We start from the raw sequence: 16,211 nt of genomic DNA, 5'->3' as shown, positions 1-16,211 counted from the left end.
CAGGTGCAGTGCAACACCGGGCCCTATATCGTGTTCTTCGATTTCGACCGGTCGGACATCAGCGCGGAAGCCGCGAGCATCCTCAACAATGCCGCGAGCGCCTATGCCAATTGCGGCACGGCGCGGGTGATGCTGGCCGGGCACACCGACACTGCGGGGAGTGTGCAGTACAACCAGAACCTTGCCGAACGTCGCAATGCCTCGGTGCAGAGCTACCTCACCGGGCGCGGTGTGCCGACGGGGCAGATGATGAGTCAGGCCTTCGGCGAAAGCCAGCCGCGCGTGCCGACCGCTGACGGGGTGCGCGAGCCGCAGAACCGCCGGGTCGAGATCACCTACGGCCCGGGTTCGGGAATGTAACGAAGCCAGGAGGGGCCGGAGCGATCCGGCCCCTCTTTTTCTACGCGACGAGCCGCAGGTTCCCGCGCTTCTTCAAGGGCGCGAGGTTGACCTTGGCGATCCCTGCGACGCCGGCGAGCCGCTCGGCGAGTTCGCCCGTCAGCACGAAATTGCGCCCGAGGCACATGCGCGCCTGCCCGCCATCGGCGAGCGCGAGTGTCACCACCACCTCGCCCGCGCCGGTCGGGCGATCGCCACGCGCGGCATCGAGCTCGATGCGCAATTCGCGCAAGGCTTCGGGCGTGGCAATCTCCGCCGAGAGCTCCATTGCGGTCGTCCCGCTCACCGCCGCAAGCGGCCGCGCGCCGCGCACGGTGAGGCGCGGGAGCTCGTCGGGGTTGGGCGAATCGAGTTCGACCGTCAGCAGAAGGCATTCGCCGGCCGCGGCCCAGCGCTCGAAATCGGGGACCAGCGATTCCTCGAAACAGGCGGCGGAAAACTGACCGGAGGAATCGGAGAAATCCGCGCGAACGAAGGTGCCGCCCTTGCGGGTGCGCGCCTTGTTGATGCCTTCGACCAACGCCGCCATCACCGCCGTCCCGCGCCCGCCCGGCGGCGCGCCCGCTTCCATCAGGCTCTGATAGGTGCGCGCGCCATTGGCCGAGGCCGCCTCGCGATATTGCGCTACGGGGTGAGCGGAGAAGTAGAAGCCGAAGTTCTCGCGTTCCTTGGCCATCTTTTCGGGGCGCGACCACGGCGCGCAGGGTTGCAGGCGCAGTTCCTCCGCCGGCCCCGCATCGCCGCCGAACAGCCCTGCCTGCCCGCTGGAGCGTTCGCGGATCGCAGCGTCGGCGACCGCCATCAGATGCTCGGCATTGGCGAAGAGCAGCCCGCGGTCGGGCTCCAGCCCGTCGAAGGCTCCCGCGCAGATCAGGCCTTCCAGCTGGCGGCGGTTCATGGTGCCCTGCGGCAGCCGCTCGAACAGGTCCTTGAGGCTCACATAAGCCCCACCCTCCTGCCGCTCGGCGACGATCGCCTCCATCGCCTTCTCGCCGACATTACGGATGCCCGCGAGGGCATAGCGCACCGCATAGCCGGTGGCGGTCTGCTCGACGGTGAATTCGGCCTCCGAGGCGTTGATGCAGGGCGGCAGCACCTCGATGCCGCCCTGCCCGTTGGGGTAGCGGCGCGCATCGTCGACGAAGACGTTCAGCTTCTCCGACTGGTGCATGTCGAAGCACATCGAGGCGGCGTAGAATTCCTCGGGGTAATGCGCCTTCATCCACGCGGTCTGATAGGCGAGAAGCGCATAGGCGGCGGCGTGGGACTTGTTGAAGCCGTAGCCGGCGAACTTGTCGATCAAGTCGAACAGCTCGTTGGCGCGCTTCGCCTCGATGTCGGAGACCGCCTTGCAGCCCTCGACAAAACGCCCGCGCTGGGCGTCCATTTCGGCCTGCACCTTCTTGCCCATCGCGCGGCGCAACAGGTCCGCGTCACCGAGCGAATAGCCCGCGAGCACCTGCGCGGCCTGCATCACCTGTTCCTGGTAGACGAAGATCCCGTAGGTCTCGGCAAGGATGCCTTCCAGTTTGGGGTGCGGGTATTCGATCGGCACGAGGCCCGCCTTGCGCTGGCCGAACAGCGGGATGTTGTCCATCGGGCCCGGGCGGTAGAGCGAGACGAGCGCGATGATGTCGCCGAAATTGGTCGGCTTCACCGCCTTGAGCGTGCGGCGCATCCCTTCGGATTCCAGCTGGAACACCCCCACCGTGTTGCCCGCCTGCATGAGGGTGTAGACCTGCGCGTCGTCCAAGGGCAGCGCGCCCAGATCGATGGCGATGCCGCGTTTTTCGAGCAGGTCGACAGCCTTCCTCAGCACCGACAGGGTCTTCAGCCCGAGGAAGTCGAACTTCACCAGCCCCGAGCTTTCGACATACTTCATGTCGAACTGCGTCACCGGCATGTCCGAGCGCGGGTCGCGATAGAGCGGCACCAGCTTGGCGAGCGGCCGGTCGCCGATCACCACGCCCGCCGCGTGGGTCGAGGAGTTCCGCGGCAGGCCTTCGAGCTGCATCGCGAGGTCGACGAGGCGCTTCACCTCCTTGTCGTTGTCGTATTCGCGCTTGAAATCCGCCGCGCCATTCAATGAGCGCGGCAGGGTCCAGGGGTCGGTCGGGTGGTTGGGCACCATCTTGCACAGCCGGTCGACCTGCCCGTAGCTCATCTGCAGGATGCGCCCGCAATCGCGCAGCACCGCGCGGGCCTTCAGCTTGCCGAAGGTGATGATCTGCGCGACGTGATCGCTGCCATATTTCGCCTGCACATAGCGGATCACTTCGCCGCGGCGGGTTTCGCAGAAGTCGATATCGAAGTCGGGCATCGAGACGCGTTCGGGGTTGAGGAAGCGTTCGAACAGGAGGCCCAGCTTGATGGGGTCGAGATCGGTGATGGTCAGCGCCCAGGCGACCGCCGAGCCCGCCCCCGAACCGCGCCCCGGCCCCACGGGAATGCCCTGTTCCTTGGCCCACTTGATGAAGTCGGCAACGATCAGGAAGTAGCCGGGAAAACCCATCTTCACGATCACGTCGATCTCGAATTCGAGCCGCTCGAAATAGACCCGGCGCTCCTCCTCGGTGAGATCGGGATAGGCGGCGAGCCGCGCCTCGAGGCCGGCGCGCGAATCCTCGGCGAGCATCCGCGCCTCGCCCGCAAGGTCGCCTGCAAGGCTCGGCAGGATCGGCTTGCGATAGGGCGGCGCGAAGGCGCAGCGCTGGGCGATCACGAGGGTGTTCGCGGTCGCCTCGGGCAGGTCGGCGAAGGCCTCTTCCATCATGCTCGCATGCTTGACGAAGGCCTGCGGATTGGAGCGCGGGCGATCATCCGCCTCGATCTGGGTCGAATGGGCGATGCACAGCATGGCGTCGTGTGCCTTGTGCATGTGGGGCTCGGCGAAATTGGCGGGGTTGGTGGCGACCAGCGGAAGGTCGCGGGCGTAGGCGAGATCGACCAGCGCGTCCTCGGCGCGCTCGCACAGCGGATCGCCCGCGCGGGCGAGCTCGATATAGAGCCGTCCGGGGAACAGCGCCTCGAGCTTTTCGATGAGGCGCAAGGCGGCATCCTGCTGCCCTTCGGCGAGCAAGCGCGTCACCCCGCCCTCGCCCGCGCCGGTCAGCGCGATCAGGCCATCTGTGCGGCCTTCGAGGTCGGCGAGCGTGACATGCGGATCGCGCTCGAGAGGGCGATCCAGATGCGCGGCCGAGACGAGGTGGCACAGGTTGTCGTACCCCGCATCGTCCTGCGCGAAGAGCGGCAGGTAATCGACCGTGCCCCTGTCATCCCCACGCGCGACGCCCAGCAAGGTGCCGATGATCGGCTGCACGCCCTCGTTCTTGCACGCGGCGGCGAAGGCCATGATGCCGTAGAGGCCATTGCGGTCGCAGATCGCGATCGCCGGAAAGCCGCGCTCTTTTGCCAGCTTGGCGATGTCCTTGGGATCGATCGCCCCTTCGAGCATCGAATAGGACGACAGCACGCGCAAGGGGACGAAGGGGGCGAAAGGCATGGGCGCGAATATGCGCATCCGGACCGCGAGCGCCAAGGGCAGCTTCCACAGGAAACTGGCTCAAGAGCCATCCTCCCGGACTTGATCAGGAACCGCTCTCGGCTGCGAGCGCCCCCGGCTCGGGGCCGAGGTGACGAATCTGCTAAAGCAGCGCCTCGATGTCCTTCGCGATCGCCGCGGGGGTGTCGGTCGGGCCGTAGCGGCGCACCACCTTGCCATCGCGCCCGATCAGGAATTTCGTGAAGTTCCACTTGATTGAGGTCGAACCCATCAGCCCCTTGGCCTCGGTCTTGAGCCAGCCGTAGAGCGGCGAGGCATTGGCGCCGTTGACGTCGATCTTGGCCATCAGCGGGAAGGTGACGCCGAAATTGACCTTGCAGAACTGCGCGATTTCCTCGGCATCGCCGGGTTCCTGCGCGCCGAACTGGTTGCAGGGAAAGCCCAGCACCTCGAAGCCGCGATCCTTGTAGGTCTGATAGAGCTTCTCCAGCCCGTCATATTGCGGGGTGAAGCCGCACTTGCTCGCGGTGTTGACCACCAGCAGCACCTGGCCGAGCTTGCCCGACAGGTCGAGCGGCTCGCCCCGGTTGGTGGTGACGGTGAAATCGGCGATGGTCGTCATCGGTGCCCCCTGAACGACGTGGATGGTCTCAGGGGTCTTGTGCGGGAAAGTCGGGGCGGCTGGCAAGCGCCATCGCCTCGGCGGCGGTGTAGATGCGGTCCCCGGCCTTCTCGATCACGTAGCCGTCGCGGTCTTCCTCGGTGAGCAAGGCGATACGGCGGATCATCTCGGCAAAGGTGCCGCGCAGCAGTGGGATGCCGCCGCCGTCGAGCTTGTCGCTCTGGTTGGCCGAGACGATCCGCGCGCGATCATCCCAAGCGTGTTCGCCCGAGCGGTTGGTTTCGCTGCCGAAAGTGCTGGGATGGTCTACCATGGTGCAATCTCCTTTGCGCGCCATCCTGCGCCGCGCCGGAGCCATGCGACCTATCCTACATCAGCACGCCGTCCTTCAGCCGCACCACCCGGTCCATCTTCGCCGCAAGCCGCTCGTTGTGGGTCGCGACCAGCGCCGCGCTGCCCTCGCCCCGCACCAGCGCGAGGAACTGCGCGAGCACCGTCTCGGAGGTGTGCTCGTCGAGATTGCCGGTCGGCTCATCGGCCAGCACCAGCGTCGGCCGGTTGGCGAGCGCGCGGGCGACGGCGACGCGCTGCTGCTCGCCGCCCGAAAGCTGGCTCGGGCGATGGGTCAGGCGGTGGCCGAGCCCGAGGTTGGCGAGCAGGCTGTCGGCCCGCGCCTCCGCCTCGGCGCGGGGTGTGCCGAGGATCATCTGCGGCATGACCACGTTCTCGCGCGCGTCGAAATCGGGGAGGAGGTGATGGAACTGGTAGACGAAGCCCAGATGCTCGCGCCTGAGCTTGGTGCGCGCGTCGCCCGCCAGCGCTTCGGCCGCAGTGCCGGCGATGGTGATCGCGCCCTCGAACCCGCCTTCCAGGAGGCCGACGGCCTGTAGCAGCGTCGACTTGCCCGAGCCCGAGGGGCCGAGCAGTGCGACGATCTCTCCGGGCGCAATCGCAAGATCGACCCCGCGCAGCACCTCGATCCGCTCGCCCCCTTGTTCGAAGGTGCGCTTCAGGCCCTTCAGGACAACGATATCACTCATAACGCAGCACCTGCACCGGATCGGTATTGGCCGCCTTGAGCGCCGGATAGAGCGTCGCCAGGAAGCTCATGCCAAGCGCAAGGCAGACGATCCCGAACACCTCCCACGGATCGGTGCGCGACGGCAACGTCGAGAGGAAGCGCACCTCGGGGTCCCAGATCTGCTGGCCGGTGACGAAAGCGATCCCCGCGACGATGGGCTCGCGGAAGAACAGGATGACCGAACCCAGCAGCAGCCCGGTCCCCGTCCCGATCACGCCGATGGTGGTGCCGGTGGTGACGAAGATCTTGAGCAGCGAGCGCCGCGTCGCGCCCATCGTGCGCATGATCGCGATGTCGCGGGTCTTGGCGCGCACCAGCATCACGAGGCTCGACAGGATGTTGAACGAGGCAACCACGACCATGAAGGAGAGCGCGAAGAACATCGCCACGCGCTCCACCTGCAAGGCCTCGAACAGCGCCGAGTTCATCGATTTCCAGTCGGAGATCACGGTGCGGCCCGAAAGCGTCTCCCGCACCGGTGCGAGGATCGTGCCGACCTTGTCGGGATCGTCGACGTTGACCTCGATCTGCGCCACCGCATCGCCCATCAGGAGCAGGCTCTGCGCCTCGGCGAGCGGCAGCATGACGAACTTCTCGTCGAAGGTGGAAATACCGACCTCGAAGATCGCGCCGACCTCGTAGGGCACCTGGCGCGGGGTGGTGCCGAAGGGGGTGGAGCGGCCCGCGGGGTTGATGATGGTGATGACATCGCCCACCCGAATGCCGAGGTTCTGCGCCAGCCGGCTGCCGACCGCGACGCGCGCGAAGCCCTCGGGGGCGGGCGGCGCGGAGAGGCTGGCGATATCACCGAGCAGCACCTTTTCAGACAGGCCGGCGAGGTCCTTGTCGGTCTGGCCGCGCAGCAGGATGCCGTCGACATTGCCGTTGAAGTTCACCAGCAGCGGCTTCTCGATCATCGGCGTCGCCGAGACCACGCCCGGCGTCTTCTCGAGCGCCGCGAGCACGGTCTGCCAGTCCTCGATCCGGCCGCCGACGGCCTGCACCACGGCGTGGCCGTTCAGATCGGTGATCTTGTCGAGCAGCTCGCCGCGAAAGCCGTTCATGACGCTCATGACGACCACCAGCAGCGCGACCGAGAGCGAGACCACGCCGACCGAAATCGCCGCGACCAGCGCGATGAAAGCCTCCCCCTTGCCCGGCCAGAGGTAGCGCTTGGCGATCATCCATTCGAAGGGGGAGAGCATGTGCGGTAAGGTGCGCCCATAGAGGAAGTTGCCGCCGCATGTAGGGTGCCGCGGCCCGCGCGGCAATCCCTGTGGGCGTGCTCCCCCCCGGGCGTGGGTGTCACACGCCGGTCGCCAAAAAGCCGGGCAAGGCGGGGCTCCTTTCCCTTGTAATTGATCCGTCACATCGCCATTGGAGGGGCGCGCCAACGCGGGTGTGCACGCGAACAGGTCTGGTGATGCCGATGAACCTTCAGAATGTGACCCATCCCTTCCTTGATGGTGATGGCGACAAGCTGCGCGAGGAATGCGGCATCTTCGGCGCGATCCGCGCCAGCGAGGCGGCGGCGACCACCGCATTGGGCCTCCACGCGCTCCAACACCGCGGTCAGGAAGCGGCCGGGATCGTCAGCTTCGATGGCAGCGAATTCTACGCCACCCGCGGCCTCGGGCATGTCGCCGAGAATTTCTCCAGCTCCGAGGCGATCGCCGCGCTGCCGGGCCACATGGCAGCGGGCCACGTGCGCTATTCGACCACCGGCGGCGCGGGGCTGCGCAATGTCCAGCCGCTCTATGCCGACCTTGCCAGCGGCGGCTTCGCGGTGGCGCACAACGGCAATATCTCCAACGCGCAGACCCTGCGCGCCGACCTCGTCAACAAGGGCTCGATCTTCCAGTCGACCTCGGACACCGAGGTGATCATCCACCTCGTCGCCACAAGCCGCTACCCCACTATCGCCGACCGTCTGGTCGACGCGCTGCGGCTGGTCGAGGGCGCCTATGCGCTGATCGTGATGACGCCCGAGGGCATGATCGCCTGCCGCGACCCGCTCGGCATCCGCCCGCTGGTAATGGGCCGCATGGGTGACGCGATCCTGTTCGCCTCCGAAACCGTGGCCTTCGACGTCGTCGGCGCCGAACTGATCCGCGAGATCGAGCCGGGCGAGCTGGTGCTGGTCGATTTCGCCGGCGAGATCCGCTCCGTGCGCCCCTTCGGCAGCCCGCCCGCGCGCCCCTGCATCTTCGAGCACGTCTATTTCAGCCGCCCCGACTCTGTCTTTGCGGGCCGCTCGGTCTACGAAGCGAGGAAGGCGATCGGTATCGAGCTCGCGCTCGAGGCTCCGTGCGAGGCCGACCTCGTCGTCCCCGTGCCCGACAGCGGGGTGCCTGCCGCGATCGGCTTTGCGCAAGCATCGGGGCTGCCCTTCGAGCTCGGCATCATCCGCTCGCACTATGTCGGGCGCACCTTCATCCAGCCGGGCGACGGCCAGCGCCATTCGAGCGTCAAGCGCAAGCACAACGCCAACCGCGCCCTCGTTGAAGGCAAGCGCATCGTGCTGATCGACGATTCGATCGTGCGCGGCACCACCAGCCTCAAGATCGTCGAGATGATGCGCGAGGCCGGCGCGGCGGAGATCCACTTCCGCGTCGCCAGCCCGCCGACCGCGCATTCCTGTTTCTACGGCGTCGACACCCCCGAACGCTCCAAGCTGCTCGCCGCGCGCATGGAGCTCGAACCGATGCGCGAGTTCATCAAGGCCGACAGCCTCGCCTTCATCTCGATCGACGGGCTCTACCGCGCGGTCGGCAAGCAGGGGCGCGACAAGGCCTGCCCGCAGTTCTGCGACGCCTGCTTCACCGGCGACTACCCGACCTCGCTCACCGACCTCGCGCTCGCCGAGGCGAGGAGCGCCCAGCTTCCCTTCGCTGATCCCAAGGCTGCCTGACCGATCATGACCGACACCACCACTGCCAAGCCGCTCGCCGGCCAGACCGCGCTTGTCACTGGAGCGAGCCGCGGGATCGGCGCGGCCACCGCCAAGGCGCTCGCCGCCGCGGGCGCGCACGTCATTCTTGTGGCGCGCAAGGTCAAGGCGCTTGAGGAAGTGGAGGACGCGATCCATGCCGCCGGCGGCACCTCGACCATCGCCCCACTCGATCTGACCGAGCCCGATGCCGTGTCGCGGCTGGCGAGCGCCATCGCGGGGCGCTGGGACACGCTCGACATCATGGTGCTCGCCGCCGCCTACCTGCCCGAACTGACCCCGGCCTCGCAGATGGAGCCCAAGCAGTTCAACCAGGCGCTGCTGACCAATGTGGTCTCGACCCAGGCGCTGATCGCCGGGTTCGATCAGCTGCTGCGCCGCGCCAAGGCGGGCAAGATCATCGGCCTCACCAGCTCGGTCGCGGCTGCCCCGCGGCCCTATTGGGGGGCATACAGCGCCACCAAGGCCGCCTTCGAGAACCTGCTCGAAACCTACGCCGCAGAAGTCGAGCGCCTGTCGCCCCTTCGCGTCGCGATCATCGACCCCGGCGCCACCCGCACCGAGATGCGCGCGCGCGCCTATCCGGGCGAGGATGCCTCCACGCTCAAGGGCCCGGAGGTCGTCGCCGAGCGGCTGACGGCGCTGCTGGCCGAAGGCTTCGAGGGCCTCCACCGCGAGCGCATCGGCTGACCGCGCCCGGGCCGCGTGTCTAACGTGGCGTTCACCACGTTCCGAAGCACTCGGTTAGGATCGTTCTGCGCATTCTCCCGGGAGGACCAAGCCGCCCCGTGAGACCGCCCGCTTCGATACAAGGCCAACGGCAATGCCGCTTCATACCGATCCCTATCACGCCGCCTCGCAGGAAGATCGTTGCAGCCCCCGCACTCGGCTGACGATCCCGGCCACCTTGCGCGCCTCGGGCGGGCGAGCGTTCCAGAGCGTGGTGCATGATCTGTCGATCTCGGGCTTCTCGGCCGCCTCGATCAACCGCATGCACGAGGGCCAGATGTGCTGGCTCACCCTCCCCGGCCTCGAATCGCTCCAGGCCGAGGTGGTGTGGTGGGACAACTGCATCGTCGGCTGCGCCTTCAGCGAGCTCTTGAGCCCGATCGTGCACGACAACATCCTGCAGCGCTACAGCACCACCGGGGTCTACCGGCAGTCGCTCTGACCCGGCGCTGCCGGAACGGTCAGTCCGCCTCGGCGATGATGCGCGGGGCCATGGCGAGCAGTCGCACCCGCTCGGGCCCGCCGCTCGCCTTGGACCAGTTGCCGACGAAGGCGATCACCAGCCCCTTGGAGGGCACGAGCGTGATCCCCTGCCCGAAGATCCCTTGCGCGCCGTAATTGCCGCCGGGATAGACCCACCACTGGTAGCCGTATCCGAAGCCGGGCGCGCGCGGAGCAAAATCGACCTGCGCCTTGCCCGCCTCGGCAAACCAGCCCTCCGGCACGACGCCCTGTCCGCCCTCGAGCGCGAAGAGCCCCATGCGCGCATAGTCCGCGAGGCGGAGCGACAGGCAGCACCCGCCGATGTTCCCGCCGCGCGGGTCGACCATCCAGAACAGACCGCCCGCAAACCCCGCCGGGTCGACGATCTTCGTCTTGGCATACTCCGCCAGCGGCTTGCCCACCGCATTCTCGACCAGCAGGCCGATGAGGTTTGTCTCGCCGGTCTTGTAGACCCACTTCGTCCCCGGCTCGGCCTCGCGCGGGAGCTGTCTCATCTGCGCGACGATGGCATTGGCCCCGTGTTCGATCACGAAGCTCTGGGTCTTGGCGACATCGGAGTTGGGATCGGCATAGTCCTCGTTCCACTTGACCCCGCTGGTCATGGTGGCGAGCTGCCTCACGGTGACGCCGTCATAAGCGCTGCCGGCGAGCCCGGGGATGTATTGCGTCACGGGATCATCGAGGCTCTTGATGTAACCATCCTTGAGTGCCGCGCCGAGCAGGGTGGAGGTGAAGCTCTTGGCGACCGAAAAGCTGGTCCAGCGGTCCTCGGGGCCGAGATCGAGGTTGTAGGCCTCGAAGCGGACCTTGCCGTCCTCGAGGATCATCATCCCCGCGGTGCCGGTCTCGCGCATCGTCGCGATCAGATCGGCCTGCAATCCCTCGGAGAGCGGCGCGCCCTTGGGCAGCGCGCGCGCGCTCGCGGCAGCGGGCACCTCGTGGCCGGCGAACCACTGCTCCATCGCGCGGAAGCGCTGCGTGCGCTGTTCATCGGTCCAGAACAGCACCTGGAGCTCGGACTGGTCGCGCACCGGAGGCTGGGTCAGGCGCGCGGCCGGGGCTTCGGGGCCCTGTTCCTCGGCCTGCACCCCGCCGCCCGCCAGCATCGCCGCCAGCACCAGACCCGCAACCGCGCCCTTGATCATGCCCGTCATCTCACCCTCTCGTTACCGTGTCGGCGAGAGGCATAGGCGGGCGGAGGCATCGGGGGCAAGCCCTGCTCAGCCCTGTTTGATGGCCTTGAGTGCCGCCAGCGCCCGCTCGCGCGCCGCGCGGTGCGCGACGATCTTGCGCGGATAGCCCGCGGGCCGCCGCCCGAATTCCTCGGGGTCGTGGACATAGGGCTCGTCGATCCCCTTCAGCTCGGGAACATAGGTGCGGATATAGCGCGCCGCGTCGAACTTCTCGGACTGGGAGAGCGGCGCCATGATGCGGCTGAACATGTTGCTGTCCCCGCCCGTGCCCGCGACCCACTGCCAGTTGGTGGCGTTGGAGGCATAGTCGGCATCGACCAGCGTGTCCCAGAACCACTGCTCGCCCACGCGCCAGTCGATCAGCAGGTGCTTGATGAGGAAGCTCGCGGTGATCATCCGCACGCGGTTGTGCATCCACCCGGTCTGCCACAGCTGGCGCATCCCGGCATCGACGATCGGGTAGCCGGTGCGGCCTTGCTGCCAGGCTTTTAGATCGCGCGCGGCGGCTTCGTCGGTGGCGGGATCGCGCCAGGGAAAGCGGTCGAATTCCTTGCGGTGGTTGGCGGTGGCGTAATCCGGGAACTGGCAAATCGTGTTCGTCGCGAAGTCGCGCCAGATCAGCTCGCCTTCGTAGGTCGACCAGCCCTCGGACGTCCGGGCGTCGTCTGCGCTACCGCTTCGCTGCTTGCGCGCATGGTGCGCGTGCCAGACCTGGATCGGCGAGATTTCGCCGAAGTGGAGATGGGGCGAGAGGCGCGAGACCTTGTCCTCGGAAGGGTTGTTGCGCTTGTCGTGGTAGTCATCGACATGATCGGCCCACCAGTGCATCCGCCGGTGCGCGGCTTCCTCCCCGACTTGCCAGAAGTCGCGCAGGCCGCCCGCCCAGTCGGGCCTGGTGGGAAGGAGGTTCCACGCGGCGAGGTCATCCGAGGCGGGCCAGCTTGCCGGAGCCCCCAGCTTCTCGGGCACCGGGAGTTCGTCACGCGGCGGAAGCTGCGCGCGCAGGGCGCGGCTGAAGGGCGTGTAGATCTTGTACTGCCCGCCCGAGCCCGTGGTGACCGAGCCGGGCGGCATCAGGTAATTGCCATCATGGCATTGCAGGTCGAGGCGTTCCGCCAGCTTGCCCTGCACCTTGCGCCACCACGGCTCGTAGTGGCGGTTGCAGTGGACGGTGGTCGCGCCGACCTCCTGCGCAAGCTTGGCGAGTTCCGCTACCGCCTCCCCGCGCCGCAGGATCAGCCGCGAGCCCTTCGTTGCGAAACTCTCCGCAAGGCTCTCGAGCGAATGATGCAGCCACCAGCGCGAGGCGCCGCCATAGGCGTGGTGCTTCGGGCTCTCGTCGTCGAGGACATAGACCGCGATGACCGGCCCTGCCTTGGCGGCGTGATAAAGCGCGGGATTGTCGGCAAGGCGCAGATCGCGCCGCAGCCATACGATTTGGGTTTGGGGCATTGGTTACTCTGTTGATCCAAACCCACCCAACGCCGTCATACTGAACTTGTTTCACCTTTGGTGAACTTCGTTTCCAGCATCCATCGCGCAATTCCGAGCGGCGGCGAGTGGGGAAGAATGGATCCTGAAACAAGTTCAGGATAACGAACTAGGGAAGCGGTTCGCACTTCACATCCGGGAGCGCGACCGAGAACCGGTCCCGCGCGCGTGGATCGTAGAAGCGGGCGTCGTAGAGCATCACCGACCCGTCCGGCGCGCGGGTCGCGAAGGGCGCGCGCGACCAGAACAGGAAGGCGTCGAGTTGGGTGTTGGTGCGGCGCAGAGCCTCGACATCAGGCCAAGCACAGGGCTTGTCGGTGATCGGTTTGGCGGTCCACGGACTTTGCGGCTTACCCGGGTGGATGACGTAGTATCGGTTCTTCTCGCCAAGAATAAGTTCGCGTTGGCCTGACCATATTGGAACCGGGGCAGCAATCTGCTGCGCCTCGGGGATTTCGGAACGCCGGAACTGGCCGTCTGCGTCGATCGGCGGAACCTTGGAATTTATCGAGTAGACCACGAAGGCGGTCTCCGTCGTAAGCCAGTTCCAGCCGATATAGCCGAGCGTCGCCACGATCCCGAAGATGGCGGGCCAGCGATAGCTCGCCCCCGCCTTCTCCCGCCGCCGCGACCACCACACGCTCGCAATCAGCATCGCCCACAGCCACGGGTCGATGATGAACAGCGTATCGCCATAGAACCATTGCGAGGAGAACGGCTCCAGCAGCCGGATGCCGTAGACGTTGAGCCAGTCGAAGAAGGGGTGGCTGAGGCAGCCGATGAAGGCCATCGCATAGAGCCACCCGAAGCGCACCGGCAGCCGCGCCTCGGGCCGCGTGCCGCGCCGGGTCTGCCAGCGGTCCCAGCCCCACAGCAGCCCCGCCAGGATCAGCGGCAGCAGCACCAGCGCGGGCGGGCCGTGGGTGATGCCTCTGCGGAAGGCGAGGTGCTCGGTGCCCTCGAGCCAGAAGAAGCACGCCGCGTCCACATCGGGCAGGTTCGCGCCGATGATCAGCGCGGGCATGGCAAGGCCGGTGGTCTTCTTGAGCCCCGCCTGCCCCATCACCGCGCCGACAAGGCTATGTGTCAGATTGTCCATCGCTTCCGAGGCTAGCGCGCCGCCTGCAATCTAGCGAGTGGAAATCCGCCGTTCCCTCGCCTATCGCGGGGCCCGACAACGGGAGAGAACCACGATGACCGACGCGCCTTTCATTCGCCCCGACATGAAGGCCTTCCTCGACATGATGGCGCAGGTGAACGGGCCGAAGATCGTTGACATGACGCTGGAGGAGGCGCGCGCCTCTTACCAGGCGCTGCACAACCTCGCCGACCGCCCCGCGCGAGCGCTGCCGGTGATCCGCGACCTTTCGTGCCCCGGACCGAACGGCGACATTCCCCTGCGCCTCTACGACGCGCGCGAGAGCCGCGAGGGGGCGACGCCGGTGATCACCTTCTACCACGGCGGCGGCTTCGTGATCGGGGACCTCGACACCCACCATGCCCTCTGCACCGAGATCGCCGCGCTCGCCGACTTGCCCTTGGTCGCGGTCCACTATGCCCGCGCGCCCGAGGCGCCCTTCCCCGCCGCAATCCTCGATTGCGAGGCGGCGACGCGGTGGGTGGCATCCTCTCCTGCCGAACTGGGCCTCACGGCGAGCGGCATCGTCACCATCGGCGATTCGGCGGGCGGCAACGCCACGGTGGTGGTGAGCCAGCTGCTTGGGCAGCGCCCCGCCGCCGTGCCGGTGCTGCTGCAAGTCCCGATTTTCCCGTTGGTCGCCGATGCCAACGGCTCGGAGAGCATGGCGCAATTCAGCGAGGGCTTCGTCCTCACCGCCGAGACCATGGGCTTCTTCGACGCCGCCTACGCCGCGGACCGCTCGGACCCGCGCGGCTTCCCGATCCTCTCCGACCACTCCACTGCCCCGCCAACCATCGTCGTCACCGCCAGCCTTGACCCCATCCGCGATTCGGGCCGCGCCTATGCCAGGGCACTGGTCGACGCGGGGCGTGACGTGGTGTTCCTCGAGATGCGCGGGGTGACGCATTCCTTCGTCAACCTGAGGCAGATGGTGCCTTCGACGCAAGCCGACCTCGAACGCATCGTCGCGGCGATGCGCTTCATGCTGGAGAGCCCCGCATGATCGATCGCGAGAGCCTTCCCTATCGCCCCTGCGCGGGGTTCATGCTGGTCAACCGCGATGGCCTCGTCTTCGTCGGCCAGCGCATCGACCCTTCGGCGCACGGCTTCTGGCAGATGCCGCAGGGCGGGATCGACAAGGGCGAGGACCTGCGCGCAGCCGCGCTGCGCGAGCTCGCGGAGGAGACCGGTATCGGAGAGTCGCTCGTCGAGGTCATCGCCCCAGCCTCGCGCCCGATCCGCTACGATCTGCCGCCCGAGCTGCTCGGCAAGGTGTGGAAGGGCAAGTATCGCGGGCAGGAACAGCACTGGTTCCTCGGCCGCTTTCTCGGGCAGGACAGCGACGTGAACCTCGAAGCGCACGACCCGCCCGAGTTCAACGCATGGCGCTGGATCGATCCGGGCCTGCTGCCGGAGGTGATCGTGCCCTTCAAGCGGGCGGTTTACGAGGAAGTGCTGGCGGAGTTCCGGGGGCTGATCTGAACGCTCAGTTCGACGCCGCCCCGTCACCCTTGCTCTCCACCGCCAGCCTGGCGGGCGCGCCGCGTGCGATGGTCGATTGCAGGGCGACCGTTTCGGGGCACTCATCACCGCACAGCGATTGCAGCTTGGCGAGGTTGCGCTTGGCCTTCTCGAGCGCGCCCTTCTCGACCAGCGCCGCGCCCTCGCCGGAGATCGCCGCGAAGTTCCCCGGATCGCGCTCGAGCGCCTCGCGGTAATAGCGGATCGCCTTGCCCTGCAACCCCTGCTGGCGCGCGGCCTCGGCAAGGTCGATGAAGATCGGGGTGTAGCCCGGATCGACCGCCAGCGCGGCCTCGAAAGCGTCGGTCGCGGCCTGCGGCTCTCCGGCGGCGAGCGAGGCCTGCCCCTGCGCGATCAACGCCGCAGCGCGCGGATCGGGCCCTGCCTCGCTTCCGGCCAGCGACATGCTCGCCGTCATGGCAAGGCACAGCGAGAGAGCGGCGGCAGGGGCTGCGAAACGCATCAGAAGCTCCTTGAGTGCTTGAGACCGGGAACCGGATGGCTGGGTCATAACACCGGAGCCTATCATGGTGAACGAAGGCATGCGATGAAAAAACCATCCGTGCCGTGATGGAGCGGATCGAGGCGAATTCCTGCACCGCGCGGCGTGCCGAGCGGGAGCGCCAGCGGCGCGGCGCTCCAGCGCGGATGGCGCGTCAGGAAGGCGGCGGCGCGGTCGGGCCCCTCGGCATCGAGCACTGAGCAGGTGACGAAGGCGATGGTCCCGCCCGGCCGGGTCAGCTGCGCGGCGATATCGAGCACGTGGTCCTGCAAATGGTTAAGGCGCGCGAGTTCGGCCGGGTCGAGTCGCCACCGCCCCTCGGGGCTGCGCCGCCAGGTGCCACTGCCCGAACACGGCGCGTCGACGAGCACGTGATCGGCCTTGTTGGCCCACGGATGGAGGCTCCGCATTTCGCGGCCGGGATCGAGCAACACGGTATGGTCGACCGCCGCTCCGGCCCTTGCGGCGCGCGGGGCAAGGTTGCCGAGGCGGCGCTTGTCGGTGTCGGCAGCGATCAGGCTCGCCGCGTTCCCGAGCCTCGCGGCGAGCCTGATCGCTGCCGACACCGACAAGCGC

15 protein-coding genes and 1 pseudogene are annotated in these 16,211 nt (G+C 67.4%); 6 read left to right on the top strand and 10 right to left on the bottom strand.

What is annotated here, in order from left to right:
• Nucleotides 1-360 (top strand): OmpA family protein (locus AX692_RS16340; protein ID WP_155646355.1); only part of this gene is annotated, 360 nt, incomplete at its 5' end.
• A gap of 40 nt (nucleotides 361-400) precedes the next feature.
• Here the strand turns inward: AX692_RS16340 and dnaE are convergent.
• The 5 genes from dnaE to AX692_RS16315 all read right to left on the bottom strand — a co-directional run bounded on the left by dnaE (nucleotide 401) and on the right by AX692_RS16315 (nucleotide 6,809).
• The gene (gene dnaE, locus AX692_RS16335; RefSeq protein WP_073975666.1) at nucleotides 401-3,901 is read right to left on the bottom strand and encodes a DNA polymerase III subunit alpha; all 3,501 of its coding nucleotides are present in this window, start codon (nucleotides 3,899-3,901) and stop codon (nucleotides 401-403) included.
• Nucleotides 3,902-4,043: 142 nt separating this feature from the next.
• Nucleotides 4,044-4,523, bottom strand: coding sequence for a glutathione peroxidase (locus tag AX692_RS16330; RefSeq protein WP_073975652.1), 480 nt, complete (start codon nucleotides 4,521-4,523; stop codon nucleotides 4,044-4,046).
• A 28-nt stretch (nucleotides 4,524-4,551) separates the two neighbouring features.
• Nucleotides 4,552-4,836: a hypothetical protein gene (locus tag AX692_RS16325; protein WP_073975653.1), complete on the bottom strand. Its 285-nt coding sequence runs from the start codon at nucleotides 4,834-4,836 to the stop codon at nucleotides 4,552-4,554.
• 55 nt (nucleotides 4,837-4,891) lie between these two features.
• On the bottom strand, nucleotides 4,892-5,563 hold the full coding sequence (locus AX692_RS16320) for an ABC transporter ATP-binding protein (RefSeq protein WP_073975654.1): 672 nt from the start codon (nucleotides 5,561-5,563) through the stop codon (nucleotides 4,892-4,894).
• Nucleotides 5,556-6,809 (bottom strand): lipoprotein-releasing ABC transporter permease subunit, encoded by a 1,254-nt coding sequence (locus tag AX692_RS16315; RefSeq protein ID WP_073975655.1) that lies wholly within the window; start codon nucleotides 6,807-6,809, stop codon nucleotides 5,556-5,558. The genes AX692_RS16320 and AX692_RS16315 overlap by 8 nt, the downstream gene beginning before the upstream one ends.
• Nucleotides 6,810-7,027: 218 nt before the next feature.
• On the opposite strand from AX692_RS16315, the gene purF reads away from it, so the two are divergent.
• The 3 genes from purF to AX692_RS16300 all read left to right on the top strand — a co-directional run bounded on the left by purF (nucleotide 7,028) and on the right by AX692_RS16300 (nucleotide 9,725).
• Nucleotides 7,028-8,515, top strand: a complete 1,488-nt coding sequence (gene purF, locus AX692_RS16310; protein WP_419470487.1) for an amidophosphoribosyltransferase — start codon at nucleotides 7,028-7,030, stop codon at nucleotides 8,513-8,515.
• Nucleotides 8,516-8,521: 6 nt separating this feature from the next.
• Nucleotides 8,522-9,244, top strand: coding sequence for an SDR family NAD(P)-dependent oxidoreductase (locus AX692_RS16305; RefSeq protein ID WP_073975656.1), 723 nt, complete (start codon nucleotides 8,522-8,524; stop codon nucleotides 9,242-9,244).
• Between the two features lie 133 nt (nucleotides 9,245-9,377).
• The gene (locus AX692_RS16300) at nucleotides 9,378-9,725 is read left to right on the top strand and encodes a PilZ domain-containing protein (protein ID WP_073975657.1); all 348 of its coding nucleotides are present in this window, start codon (nucleotides 9,378-9,380) and stop codon (nucleotides 9,723-9,725) included.
• A gap of 19 nt (nucleotides 9,726-9,744) precedes the next feature.
• Here AX692_RS16300 and AX692_RS16295 read toward each other — a convergent pair whose 3' ends face one another.
• From AX692_RS16295 to AX692_RS16285, 3 genes are all read right to left on the bottom strand, one after another.
• Nucleotides 9,745-10,941, bottom strand: coding sequence for a serine hydrolase domain-containing protein (locus AX692_RS16295; protein ID WP_081095402.1), 1,197 nt, complete (start codon nucleotides 10,939-10,941; stop codon nucleotides 9,745-9,747).
• 66 nt (nucleotides 10,942-11,007) lie between these two features.
• On the bottom strand, nucleotides 11,008-12,432 hold the full coding sequence (locus tag AX692_RS16290; protein ID WP_073975658.1) for a cryptochrome/photolyase family protein: 1,425 nt from the start codon (nucleotides 12,430-12,432) through the stop codon (nucleotides 11,008-11,010).
• Between the two features lie 148 nt (nucleotides 12,433-12,580).
• Complete coding sequence (locus AX692_RS16285) at nucleotides 12,581-13,570, bottom strand: metal-dependent hydrolase (RefSeq protein WP_073975659.1); 990 nt, start codon at nucleotides 13,568-13,570, stop codon at nucleotides 12,581-12,583.
• Nucleotides 13,571-13,664: 94 nt separating this feature from the next.
• On the opposite strand from AX692_RS16285, the gene AX692_RS16280 reads away from it, so the two are divergent.
• Complete coding sequence (locus AX692_RS16280) at nucleotides 13,665-14,615, top strand: alpha/beta hydrolase (protein ID WP_073975660.1); 951 nt, start codon at nucleotides 13,665-13,667, stop codon at nucleotides 14,613-14,615.
• Nucleotides 14,612-15,094: an RNA pyrophosphohydrolase gene (locus AX692_RS16275; RefSeq protein ID WP_073975661.1), complete on the top strand. Its 483-nt coding sequence runs from the start codon at nucleotides 14,612-14,614 to the stop codon at nucleotides 15,092-15,094. Before AX692_RS16280 ends, AX692_RS16275 begins: the two co-directional genes overlap by 4 nt.
• Before the next feature lie 4 nt (nucleotides 15,095-15,098).
• Here the strand turns inward: AX692_RS16275 and AX692_RS16270 are convergent, their stop codons facing one another.
• Nucleotides 15,099-15,596 carry a tetratricopeptide repeat protein gene (locus AX692_RS16270; RefSeq protein ID WP_230959544.1) on the bottom strand — a complete coding sequence of 166 codons (498 nt, stop codon included), beginning with the start codon at nucleotides 15,594-15,596 and terminating at the stop codon, nucleotides 15,099-15,101.
• Between the two features lie 62 nt (nucleotides 15,597-15,658).
• Nucleotides 15,659-16,211, bottom strand: a pseudogene (locus tag AX692_RS16265) (RsmB/NOP family class I SAM-dependent RNA methyltransferase); the annotation flags it as partial.

Origin of the sequence: Erythrobacter donghaensis (assembly GCF_001557325.1) — a bacterium.
In the GTDB taxonomy this organism is placed as follows: Bacteria; Pseudomonadota; Alphaproteobacteria; order Sphingomonadales; family Sphingomonadaceae; genus Erythrobacter; species Erythrobacter donghaensis_B.
This window is presented reverse-complemented; position numbering and strand designations above follow the sequence as displayed.